Source organism: Polaromonas sp., from assembly GCF_030682935.1.
Taxonomy (GTDB): domain Bacteria; phylum Pseudomonadota; class Gammaproteobacteria; order Burkholderiales; family Burkholderiaceae_C; genus Polaromonas.
In genome coordinates this window covers 1-10,491 of record NZ_JAUXNA010000285.1, presented here as the reverse complement: position 1 = coordinate 10,491, position 10,491 = coordinate 1, and the positions used below count along the sequence as shown (strand labels likewise).

Annotated in this window: 11 protein-coding genes and 1 pseudogene; 7 read left to right on the top strand and 5 right to left on the bottom strand. The window is 61.6% G+C overall.

Annotated features, from left to right (window positions below; translation table 11 throughout):
* Together Q8K05_RS13125 and Q8K05_RS13120 are read right to left on the bottom strand one after the other, a co-directional pair.
* Positions 1–289: ATP-binding cassette domain-containing protein (locus Q8K05_RS13125; protein ID WP_305247048.1), on the bottom strand; the 289-nt coding region annotated here is incomplete at its 3' end.
* Complete coding sequence (locus tag Q8K05_RS13120) at positions 282–1,538, bottom strand: lipoprotein-releasing ABC transporter permease subunit (RefSeq protein WP_305247047.1); 1,257 nt, start codon at positions 1,536–1,538, stop codon at positions 282–284. The genes Q8K05_RS13125 and Q8K05_RS13120, both read right to left, overlap by 8 nt.
* Positions 1,539–1,571: 33 nt before the next feature.
* Between Q8K05_RS13120 and Q8K05_RS13115 the strand changes: the two genes are divergently transcribed.
* Both Q8K05_RS13115 and recJ read left to right on the top strand, forming a co-directional pair.
* Positions 1,572–2,651: a hypothetical protein gene (locus Q8K05_RS13115; protein ID WP_305247046.1), complete on the top strand. Its 1,080-nt coding sequence runs from the start codon at positions 1,572–1,574 to the stop codon at positions 2,649–2,651.
* A 22-nt stretch (positions 2,652–2,673) separates the two neighbouring features.
* Complete coding sequence (gene recJ, locus Q8K05_RS13110) at positions 2,674–4,476, top strand: single-stranded-DNA-specific exonuclease RecJ (protein WP_305247045.1); 1,803 nt, start codon at positions 2,674–2,676, stop codon at positions 4,474–4,476.
* Positions 4,477–4,571: 95 nt separating this feature from the next.
* Here recJ and thrH read toward each other — a convergent pair whose 3' ends face one another.
* The 3 genes from thrH to Q8K05_RS13095 all read right to left on the bottom strand — a co-directional run bounded on the left by thrH (position 4,572) and on the right by Q8K05_RS13095 (position 6,813).
* Entirely contained in the window at positions 4,572–5,255 is a 684-nt protein-coding gene (gene thrH, locus Q8K05_RS13105; RefSeq protein ID WP_305247044.1) for a bifunctional phosphoserine phosphatase/homoserine phosphotransferase ThrH, read from the bottom strand.
* Between the two features lie 20 nt (positions 5,256–5,275).
* Positions 5,276–5,887 carry a LysE family translocator gene (locus Q8K05_RS13100; RefSeq protein WP_305247043.1) on the bottom strand — a complete coding sequence of 204 codons (612 nt, stop codon included), beginning with the start codon at positions 5,885–5,887 and terminating at the stop codon, positions 5,276–5,278.
* A gap of 137 nt (positions 5,888–6,024) precedes the next feature.
* A complete protein-coding gene (locus Q8K05_RS13095; protein ID WP_305247042.1) occupies positions 6,025–6,813 on the bottom strand; it encodes a 2OG-Fe dioxygenase family protein in 789 nt (262 codons plus the stop codon).
* Between the two features lie 90 nt (positions 6,814–6,903).
* Between Q8K05_RS13095 and Q8K05_RS13090 the strand changes: the two genes are divergently transcribed.
* The 5 genes and pseudogenes from Q8K05_RS13090 to Q8K05_RS13070 all read left to right on the top strand — a co-directional run.
* The gene (locus Q8K05_RS13090; RefSeq protein ID WP_305247041.1) at positions 6,904–7,830 is read left to right on the top strand and encodes a LysR substrate-binding domain-containing protein; all 927 of its coding nucleotides are present in this window, start codon (positions 6,904–6,906) and stop codon (positions 7,828–7,830) included.
* A 5-nt stretch (positions 7,831–7,835) separates the two neighbouring features.
* Positions 7,836–8,201: pseudogene (locus tag Q8K05_RS13085) on the top strand (single-stranded-DNA-specific exonuclease RecJ); the annotation flags it as partial.
* A gap of 331 nt (positions 8,202–8,532) precedes the next feature.
* Positions 8,533–9,393: a 3',5'-nucleoside bisphosphate phosphatase gene (locus Q8K05_RS13080; RefSeq protein ID WP_305247040.1), complete on the top strand. Its 861-nt coding sequence runs from the start codon at positions 8,533–8,535 to the stop codon at positions 9,391–9,393.
* Positions 9,393–10,313 (top strand): DMT family transporter, encoded by a 921-nt coding sequence (locus tag Q8K05_RS13075; protein WP_305247039.1) that lies wholly within the window; start codon positions 9,393–9,395, stop codon positions 10,311–10,313. The genes Q8K05_RS13080 and Q8K05_RS13075 overlap by 1 nt, the downstream gene beginning before the upstream one ends.
* Before the next feature lie 19 nt (positions 10,314–10,332).
* Positions 10,333–10,491: Sua5/YciO/YrdC/YwlC family protein (locus Q8K05_RS13070; protein WP_305247049.1), on the top strand; the 159-nt coding region annotated here is incomplete at its 3' end.

The following is a 10,491-nucleotide window of genomic DNA, read 5'->3' as shown; positions in this document are numbered from 1 at the left end:
GCGCATCCAGCCCGCCCATGAGGTGCAGCAGGGTGCTTTTGCCCGAGCCCGAGGCGCCGACGATGGCCAGCGTTTCGCCTCGGTGCACCTGCAGGTCCACGCCCTGCAGCACGGTCACGTCAAGCCGGCCCTCCGTGAAGCGTTTGGTCAGGGCGCTGGCGCGCAGCACCACTTCACCGGCGCTGGGCGTGGGAGCACGTTCCGCCGACAGGCCGCCCGCAGGCGGAACAGCCCCCTCGGGGGGCAGCGAACCACACGAAGTGGGGAGCGTGGGGGCTTTATTATTCATAGCGCAGGGCCTCCGCCGGATTCACGCGGCTGGCGCGCCAGCTCGGATAGATGGTTGCCAGAAAGGACAGCACCAGCGAGATCACGGCAATCGGCATGATGTCGGCGTACTGCGGCTCGCTGGGCATGCGGCTGATCAGGTAGATTTCCTTGGGCAAAAAGCTGGCATTGAACAGCTGCTCCAGCCCCGGCACGATCACATCAATATTGAAGGCGATGCCCAGCCCCAGCAGCAAGCCCGACAGCGTGCCAATCACGCCGACCATGGCGCCCTGCACCATGAAAATGCCCATGATGCTGCGGGGGCTGGCGCCCAGCGTGCGCAAGATGGCAATGTCGGCGCGCTTGTCGGTCACCGTCATCACCAGCGTGCTGACCAGGTTGAAGGCGGCCACCGCCACGATCAGCGTCAGGATGATGAACATCATGCGTTTTTCAAGCTCCACGGCGGCAAACCAGTTCTTGTTTTGCCGCGTCCAGTCGCGAATCAGGAGGTCGCCGCTCAGGGTCTTGGACAGTTCCAGCGCCACTTCCCGCGCCTGGTGCAGGTCTTTGAGTTTGACGCGGATGCCGGTCGGCCCTTCGAGCCTGAAAATTTTGGCGGCGTCGTCCTGGTGCAGCATGACCAGCGCCGAATCGTATTCAAAATGACCGGAATCAAAGGTGCCCACCACCGTCATTTGCTTGAGGCGCGGCACCACGCCCGCTGGCGTGACCTGGCCGCTGGGCGCAATCAAGGTCACCGCGTCGCCTTCTCGCACGCCCATGGCGCGCGCCAGTTCACCGCCCAGCACCACGCCAAACTCGCCGCTGACCAGCTTGGGAAAGGCGGTGTCCTGCAGTTGCACCGCCAGGTCGGTGACCTGGCCTTCCAACGCCGGGTCAATGCCGCGCACGATGGCGCCCTTCATGTCTTCGCCGCGCGCCAGCAGGGCCTGCGCCGAAATAAAGGTGGCCGCGCCCACGACATGGGGGTTGGCCCGAATCTCGGCCAGGGTTTTTTGCGGATCGGCCAGCGCTGCGCCTTGCGGGGCGAACACCTCGATGTGCGAGATCACGCCCAGCATGCGGTCGCGCACTTCCTTCTGGAAGCCGTTCATCACGCTCAGCACAATGATCAGCGCGGCCACGCCCAGCGCGATGCCCAGCATGGACACGCCTGAAATAAAGGAGATAAAGCCATTGCGCCGGGTGGCGCGGCCAGCGCGCGTGTAGCGCCAGCCCAAAATCAGCTCATAGGGGATTTGCATAGCAAGGATTGTGGCATCCCGGACAATAGGGCGATGTCAGCCATCATCGCTTCCCTCTCTTCCCCCGCGTCGCAGCACCTCTTGATTCCGTTTGCAGCCTGCAGCGCCGAAAGCTGGCTGCCCGCCCTGCAGGCGCTGCCGCCCGCCAGCACACAGCGCCTTGCCCAGCTGCTGCGGGGCATGAAGCCGCTGCACACCGATGAAGCCAGTGCGCATTCGCTGTCGCCGCCCCACGAACGGGCGCTGGCCCGGGCGCAGGGCTTGACCACCGTTGAAACCCCGGATGGCCTGATCCCCTGGGCTGCCCGGCAGGCCGCCGACCAGTTGCAGCAGGGCGGCACGCAGGGCTGGGCCTGGATCACGCCCTGCCACTGGGCCATGGGCCGCGAGCACGCCACGCTGAGCGACCCCGCCGCGCTGGCCCTGACCGAGGAAGAATCCCGCACCCTGCTGGCGGCGATGCAACCTTATTTTGAAACCGATGGCATCACGCTGCACTACGCGGCGCCGGGGCGCTGGCTGGCCGAAGGCGCGCTATTTCGCACCCTGCCCACGGCGTCGCTGGACCGGGTGCTGGGCCGCAATGTGGATGCGTGGCTGCCCGGTACCCGGCAGGCCGAACGCAGCGCCGGGCCGCCCCAAGCAAGTTCAGCCCCCTCGGGGGGCAGCGCATTACACGAAGTGAAAAGCGTGGGGGTGAAAGTTTTGACCCGGCTGCAAAACGAAATGCAGATGCTGCTTTATACCCACCCGCTGAACGACAAGCGGGCGGCGCGGCGGCAGTTGCCGGTCAACTCGATCTGGATCAGCGGAACCGGCGCCCTGCCCCACGCAACCGTGCCCGCCACGCCAGGCAACATCAGCGTGCCGCGCAGCCTGGCCGAAGCGGTTTTTGCCGACGACTGGACCGCCTACGCACAGGCTTGGGCGGCGCTGGATGCGGGCGAAGTGGCCCGGCTGCTGGCGAGCCAGCAAGCGGGCGAAACCGTGCGGCTGACGCTCTGCGGCGAGCGCAGCGCCCAGACCTTTCAAACCAGCCGGCCCAGCCTGCGCACCCGGATTTCAAGCCTCTTCGCCCCTTTGCGCTTGCTGGACGTGCTGCAGCCGCTATAAAAACCATAGTCAATAAAACATCATGAAAATACAGGTACGCGACGTGCCGCCGCGCAGCGTCTGGGCCCTGCAGCAGGGCGGCGTTCACCCCTTGCTGGCGCAGCTTTACGCGGCGCGGGGCGTTCACTCGATGGACGAACTCGACGACGGGCTGGCCAAACTGCTGCCGCCCGGCTCGTTAAAAGGCAACCCGGAGGCCGCCCGGCTGCTGGCTGACGCCATCGCCGCGGACCGCAAAATCTGCGTGGTCGCCGACTACGACTGCGACGGCGCCACCGCCTGCGCCGTGGCGCTGCGCGGCTTGCGTCTGCTGGGCGCCAGGCATGTCAGCTACCTCGTGCCCGACCGGGTGATTGACGGCTACGGCCTGACCGCGCCGATTGCCGAGCGCGTCAAAGCCAGCGGTGCCGACCTGCTGGTGACCGTGGACAACGGCATTGCCAGCCTCGACGGCGTGGCCCGCGCCAAGGCGCTGGGCCTGCAGGTGCTGGTGACCGACCACCACCTGCCCGCGCTGATCGACGGCGCGGTGGTGTTGCCCGACGCCGACGTGATCGTCAACCCCAACCAGCCCGACTGCGGTTTTGAGAGCAAGTCCATCGCCGGCGTCGGCGTGATGTTTTATGTGCTGCTGGCGCTGCGCGCCGAGCTGCGCGCGCGGGGCGTGTTTGACGACCCCGCCGCCGGGCCGCCCCAAGGCGGGGCAGCCCCCTCGGGGGGCAGCGCAGCACACGAAGTGGCCAGCGTGGGGGCCATTCCCCAGCCCAAGCTGGACGCGCTGCTGCCGCTGGTGGCACTGGGCACCGTGGCCGACGTCGTCAGGCTGGACGCCAACAACCGCCGCCTGGTGGCCCAGGGCCTCAAACGCATCCGGGCCGGCGCCCTGCCTGCGGGCATTGCCAGCCTGTTCACGGCGGCAGGCCGCAAGGCACCGGTGGCCACCACGTTTGACTTCGGCTTTGCACTCGGCCCGCGCATCAACGCGGCAGGCCGCCTGGCCGACATGACGCTGGGCATTGAATGCCTGCTGACCGACGACCCGGTGCGGGCCGACGCGCTGGCCAGCATGCTGGACGGCATCAACCGCGAGCGCCGCGACATTGAAGCCGGCATGCGCGAGCAGGCCCAGCTGGCGGCCGACGCCATGATTGACGAAGACGAGGAAGCCCCGCCCGCCATCGCGATTTTTGGCCCGGAATTCCACGAAGGCGTGGTCGGCATCGTGGCCTCGCGCATCAAGGACAAGCTGCACCGCCCGACCTTTGTGTTTGCCGCCAGCCAGGCGCCGGGCAAAGAACATGAGCTAAAGGGTTCGGGCCGCTCGATCCCCGGTTTTCACCTGCGCGACGCGCTGGACCTGGTGGCCAAACGCTGCCCCGGGGTGTTGCTGCGTTTTGGCGGCCACGCCATGGCCGCCGGCTGCACCATTGCCGAGGAGCACTTTGAGGCGTTCGAGCAGGCGCTGCAGCAAGTCGCCCGCGAATGGCTGGACGCCGCCACGCTGACGCGCCGGCTCGACACCGACGGCCCGCTGGCTCCCGAATACCGGCGTGCCGACCTGGTCGATACGCTGCACAAGGAGGTTTGGGGCCAGGGCTTTGCCGCGCCCACGTTTAGCGAAGAAGTCGAGGTGGTGTCGCAGCGGCTGGTCGGCGAAAAACACCTGTCGCTCAAGCTCAAGCACCAGGGCCAGCCCGTGGACGCCATCTGGTTTGGCCACACCGAGTCGCTGCCCGCGCGCGTGACCCTGGCGTTCCGGCTCGATGCCGATGAGTGGCAGGGCGTCAAGCGGGTGCGGTTTTTGGTGGAAGGCGCGGAAATATAAGCGTTTAAGGCCACCAGCGCAGTCAGCACCTGCGCGAGCAGCTATTACTTTTATAGTTTTTAAAATAACCCGTCACCGGATGATCAAAGCAGAGTTCAATCCGAAATTCGACGACTGAAAGCGCTCAGTGGTCGCGCGGGGTGATTGACGTGTTCCATTCGCAGCGTTGGTGAGGCCTCCAACTCGAAATTTGAAAGCGCATCCAGAATTTCCTCGTATTGCTGAACAACGCGTAAGTCCTGGGATGATTCCAGTGTTTGAGGTGAAGGACGGAAAAGAAATCCGATATCGGCGTGACGCAGCATCGTGAGGTCGTTAAACGCGTCACCCACCGCCATAGTCCTGCAGCCGTTTGCTGCCAAATCGTTGATGACCTCGTGCTTGCCAAGCTGCCTCGTGTAGTGGGCTCGCTGGATGTAGCCAGCCGCATCACAGACAAGGCGGTGGCACCGCAATTCAGGGGATCCCAGTTTTAGCCACAGTGGTCGAACCATTTCATCAAACGCATCAGACACCAACAGTAGCCGCCATCGAGATTTGAGCGCCGTCAAAAAATCCAGAGCGCCTGGCAACGGCGTCATGTCAGCCAGGGTAGCCTGGACGTCGCGCAGACGCATATTTTTTTGTTTGAGGAGACCCAAGCGCCGCTCCACCAGTCGGGGGTAATTCGGCTCCTCGCGGGTGGTGATGGCCAGTTCTTGCACGCCAGTGACGCTGGCAATGTGTGGCCACAGTTCAGGGATCAGCACCCCCTCAAGATCAATGCAGGCGACGTTCATTTGAGTCTTTTCGATAGGTTTTAAGGATGAGAGATCGCCAGGGATAATCCCAAAAATCCGAGCACCACCCCAATCACACGATTGAGGAGAACTTGATGCGCCAGTACCAGCGTGCGGAGTCGATCTTCAGAAAAGAACAGCGATACCAGACTGAACCAGAGCCAATGCGCCACAGACATAAAAAGGCCGTACCCAACCTGAACGGCAAAAGGCGTTGTGGGCTGTACAACCTGGGTGTACACGCTCACGACAAACAGTGTGGTCTTGGGGTTCAGCGCGTTGGTAAAAAAGCCCGTCCGGAATGCCTGAAGCGGGCTGATTCCGGAATCCGTCACGGAACTGGGGCTGCTGCTGGTTCGAGACATGAAGGTTGTGTAGCCAAGATACACCAGGTAAATTGCGCCAACCAGCTTCACCATGGCGAACAGTTGCGGAGATTCTTTCAGAATTAGACCGACCCCCAACATCGTGTAAAGCACATGCAACTGCACGCCAGCAGCAATTCCCAGCGATGCAATCAACCCCGCAAAACGCCCATGCACAAGACTATTGCGCGTTACCAGCGCAAAATCGGCGCCTGGGCTGATAACTGCGAGCGTGGTAATGATTGCCACGGCGAAAAGTTCAACCATAGTCAGGTCTCCTACAAGGCTGGATTGGACCGCTGAGCCAGTTGAGGCCGAGCTATCCTGAATAATCAAAATACTTGCTTATTTGCTACCGCAGCCTGGCAGAGCGCAAGCTCGCTCAGGCGGCGACGCAGAATAAGTCAGCTCTTTTTTCTGAAAGTGACCACAAGCACATCCCGAATGGCTGGCTGCGCCACATCGAGCTGGACAATTGGCGTCACGCTATGAAACAGGCGTTCGTCGTTAACGACCGCCATGTCCAGCGGGTTCTGCAGGGTGAACTCATCAACACGCGTTTTCTCGCGGTTGTAAATGACAGTGCTTCCGTTAATCAGGTTGCATCGCTTGACCATCGCCATGAGGACGTAGTTAACGCCGTCCTGATGCACCCCTTCTGGCGTCGGCTTGCCAGGGACACCGTCACTACTTTCAATGCGGAATTGATGGACCTCGATATGCCAGGGCGAGTAGGGAGACAGCCGTCCAAACATCTCGCAGCCCAGCGTGATGAGCGCGCGCATGGTGGACCCACCCAGAATTTCAGGACGGATGGGGCCATGGTGCCGCGGGATACCGCCGTTAAGGTCGTTGTAAGTGAGGCTTTGAAAGTGCGGTTGATGCGGCTGCACATGAAAGTTTCGGCTTGAGGGCAGTGCACTCAGAGTGGCATGTCGGCGTCTTCGATATTTACCCCCATCAGCCATATAAGGGTCAAGGCCGAGATCAGCCCAGCTATCTTGAAATGCGTCAAAGTCTTTCAAAGCATCGGGATGAACGCTTTCCAGAAGTGCGCGTGTGCGTGTTTCGGGGAAAAAACTGAAATCTTTCTGAGCCAATCGTTTGCAGGCACGCTCCACTTCGCTTTCCTGGCTCTCTTCTGTGACATATTCGCGTAAGCTTTCCACAACATTTCCAGAAATTTTTGGCATGATATTTTTTCCTTTGGTTGATTTCCGCCTGTAACTTCGCTGATTATTTCGATCCAGAGGAAAAAAGAAAATCGATTTATTATTGACGCCATGAGTGAGAAAAATTCACAGATCATTGATCGACTACCCCCGCTGAATACAATGAGGGTGTTTGAGGCGGCCGCTCGACACCTGAGCTTTGTCAGGGCAGCCCAGGAACTTTTCGTCACCCACGGAGCAGTCAGTCGTCAGATCAAACAGCTTGAGGCTGTGCTGGGGTTTGACTTGTTTGATCGCCGCAATCGAGCAGTCTTCCTGACTGCCAAAGGCGAAGTGCTCTTCGAGGCTTGCGTAAAAGCCATGGACACGCTTCGGCAAGCAATCGCCAAGATAAAAACACCTTCAGACGCATTGCCGTTGGTACTGTCGTGTGAGCCCACCATTGCCATCCGGTGGCTGGTTCCAAGATTGCCTGATTTCCGCGCCAGATTTCCGGCGTATCAAATCCACCTCCTGACTGCTGGCGGAAAAATTGACTTTGCCCGGGACAGGGTCGATGTTGCATTGCGCAGAAATGACTTCAGCCCAGACGCTGATTGTTATGTTCAATCTGTAGCGCCTGAGATGGTTGGTCCAGTGTGTTCGGCTTCATTGCCTCTTAATCAGCAAGGCACAAACAACCATTTTGTGTTGGGCAAGCAGCGACTACTGCATTCGAAAAGTCGGCCCAACGCGTGGAATTTATGGCGGGAACATTCAGGACTCACTATTGAATCGCAGGGTAACGAGCAATTCGAACATTTTTATCTCAGCTTGCAAGCCGCCGGGGCTGGTCTGGGTGTCGCTGTTGGGTCCATTTACATGGTGGAGGCGGACATTAGTGATGGCCGGTTGGTGGCGCCGTTTGGCTTCATTCCAGACGGATCAGAGTACGTCTTGCTTTCTCCAGTCCCCTTTGATTCCGATCCGAGACGCCTAGTTTTCCTCGACTGGATACGCTATGAAATGGGAAAGACGCGACACGCTGCCGAGCGCTAACTTACGCACTTCAGCAAGTCGCCCGCGAGTGGCTGGACGCCGCCACGCTGACGCGCCGGCTCGACACCGACGGCCCGCTGGCCCCCGAATACCGGCGCGCCGACCTGGTCGATACGCTGCACAAGGAAGTCTGGGGCCAGGGTTTTGCCGCGCCCACCTTCAGCGAAGAAGTCGAGGTGGTGTCGCAGCGGCTGGTGGGCGAAAAACACCTGTCGCTCAAGCTCAAGCACCAGGGCCAGCCGGTGGACGCCATCTGGTTTGGCCACACCGAGTCGCTGCCCGCGCGGGTGACACTGGCGTTCCGGCTCGATGCCGATGAGTGGCAGGGCGTCAAACGGGTGCGGTTTTTGGTGGAAGGCGCGGAGCTGTAGGCACTCGCCAGGTTCCCGCGCAGCGTGCGCGCTAGCGCATTTGTCCGACGGCGCCTGGGCGGCGCTGCCTACAGCCGCAGGCTGACCGGGCGGCCATGATCAGGCTGCACGAGACGCGCCCTTCGGTGCGTCCGACTTCACGCCCCAGAGGAACTCATGAACACCATCATTTACATCGTCGGCCTTGTGGTCATCATCGGCGCCATCCTGTCTTATTTCGGTTTCCGCTGAAGCCACCTTCAAACGCGCCCGGACGGCGAGGCCCTTGCCCGCATCGACGGGCTTGACAGGCGCCAGAGCGCTGCGGGGCCAGAAAGCCTAAAATCCATGGGTGCTTACTTCAAACATCCTCAACGCCGATCTGCATTGCCACTCTGTGGTATCCGACGGCACGCTGACGCCCGAAGTGCTGGCAGAGCGGGCCCAAACCAATGGCGTCGAACTGTGGGCGCTGACCGACCACGACGAGATTGGCGGCCAGCACCGCGCGGCAGCGGCGGCCAGGGCGCAAGGCCTGAAATACCTCACCGGCACCGAAATTTCCGTCACCTTTGCCAACGAGACCGTGCACATTGTGGGCTTGGGGTTTGACCCTGACAATGCCGGATTGCTGCAAGGCTTGCGCAACACCCGCGGCGGCCGCGAGCAGCGGGCCATGGAAATGTCCGATTCGCTGGCCAAAGCCGGCATCACGGGCGCTTTTGAGGGTGCGCTGAAGTTTGTCGGTAACCCCGAACTGATTTCGCGCACGCACTTTGCCCGCTTTCTGGTGGAGTCCGGCGTCTGCCGCGAAACCTCTGAAGTCTTTCGCAAATACCTGACCGAAGGCAAGCCCGGCTATGTACCGCACCGCTGGGCCACACTGCAAAACGCCGTGACCTGGATCACCCAGGCGCACGGCATCGCGGTCATTGCCCACCCGGGCCGCTACAACTTCACGCCCAATGAAGAGTACGCGCTGTTTACCGAATTCAGGGCGCATGGCGGCCGGGGCGTAGAAGTTGTGACGGGCAGCCATACCAGGCAGGAATACGTGAAGTACGCCGAAACCGCCAGGGAATTTGGACTGGCCGCCTCGCGCGGAAGCGACTTCCACAGCCCTGACGAAAGCCACACCGACCTGGGCGCCCTGCCGTTTCTAACCGGTGAGTTGACCCCGGTCTGGGAACTGCTGGCAGACCGCATCCAGTGATGGGCAGCGCCGCCAAAGCCGCTACGCACCCAGCCGCCAACCGAAAGCTGGCAGGCATTGCCTTGCTGGTGGCCGCCGTGGCCTGCTTTGCGGTGCTGGACACCACCACCAAATTTATCTCGCTGAGCGTGCCGGTGCTGATGGCGCTGTGGTTTCGCTACGCGTTTCAGGCCATCGCAACCACGGTGGCGGTGCTGCCAAAACGCGGCTGGGCGCTGCTGCAAACGGCGCACCCCAAGTTCCAGTGCCTGCGCGGCGTGCTGCTGCTGACCACCAGCCTGCTGGCGTTTTTCAGCCTCAAGTACATGCCGGTGGGCGAATTCACAGCCATCGTCATGATCACGCCGCTGCTGATCACGCTGCTGGCGTCGATCACCTTGGGCGAGCAGGTTTCGGTGCTGCGCTGGGCCCTGGTGATTGGCGGCTTTGCGGGCACCCTGGTCATCATTCGACCGGGCGGCGAACGATTTGACTGGACCATGCTGCTGCCCTTGGGCCTGGTGGTCTCGCATGCCTGGTTCCAGATTTTGACCAGTCGGCTTGCCAGAACCGAAGACCCCTTCACCATGCAGTTTTACACCGGCTGGGTGGGCACGCTGATCGCTTCACTGGCCCTGCCCTTTGTCTGGACCTCGCTCGATTCCTGGACGCTGTGGGCCAGCCTGTTCCTGATGGGGCTCATGGGCACGGTGGGGCATTTCATGATGATTCTGGCCTATGCCCGCGCGCCGGTGTCCACCCTCACGCCTTTTCTCTATGCGCAGATTGGCTTTGCCATGCTGGGCGGATGGTTGGCGTTTTCACATGTTCCCGATCACCTGTCCATGCTGGGCATGGGCATGATTGCGGTGTGCGGTGCGGCAGGCGCCTGGCTCGCGGTACGCGAGAGCCGGGTCACGCTTCAGCCGCCCGAATCCTGATACCTGCAAGGCGTACCACATGGCCCAGTTTTTTGAAGTTCATCCCGAGAATCCTCCGGCACGCCTGCTCAAGCAGGCCGTGGCCCTGCTGCAGCGCGGCGGCATCATCGCCGTGCCGACTGATTCAAGCTACGCGCTGGTCTGCCAACTCGACGACAAGGCCGCGGCCGACAGCCTG

Excerpts from the sequence above, each read along its gene's own strand:
- Q8K05_RS13075 (WP_305247039.1), top strand. The coding sequence starts at position 9,393 with ATGGGCAGCGCCGCCAAAGCCGCTACGCACCCAGCCGCCAACCGAAAG.
- Q8K05_RS13090 (WP_305247041.1), top strand. The coding sequence starts at position 6,904 with ATGAGTGAGAAAAATTCACAGATCATTGATCGACTACCCCCGCTGAAT.
- Q8K05_RS13095 (WP_305247042.1), bottom strand. The coding sequence starts at position 6,813 with ATGCCAAAAATTTCTGGAAATGTTGTGGAAAGCTTACGCGAATATGTC.
- Q8K05_RS13100 (WP_305247043.1), bottom strand. The coding sequence starts at position 5,887 with ATGGTTGAACTTTTCGCCGTGGCAATCATTACCACGCTCGCAGTTATC.
- recJ (WP_305247045.1), top strand. The coding sequence starts at position 2,674 with ATGAAAATACAGGTACGCGACGTGCCGCCGCGCAGCGTCTGGGCCCTG.
- Q8K05_RS13120 (WP_305247047.1), bottom strand. The coding sequence starts at position 1,538 with ATGCAAATCCCCTATGAGCTGATTTTGGGCTGGCGCTACACGCGCGCT.
- Q8K05_RS13115 (WP_305247046.1), top strand. The coding sequence starts at position 1,572 with ATGTCAGCCATCATCGCTTCCCTCTCTTCCCCCGCGTCGCAGCACCTC.
- thrH (WP_305247044.1), bottom strand. The coding sequence starts at position 5,255 with ATGAACGTCGCCTGCATTGATCTTGAGGGGGTGCTGATCCCTGAACTG.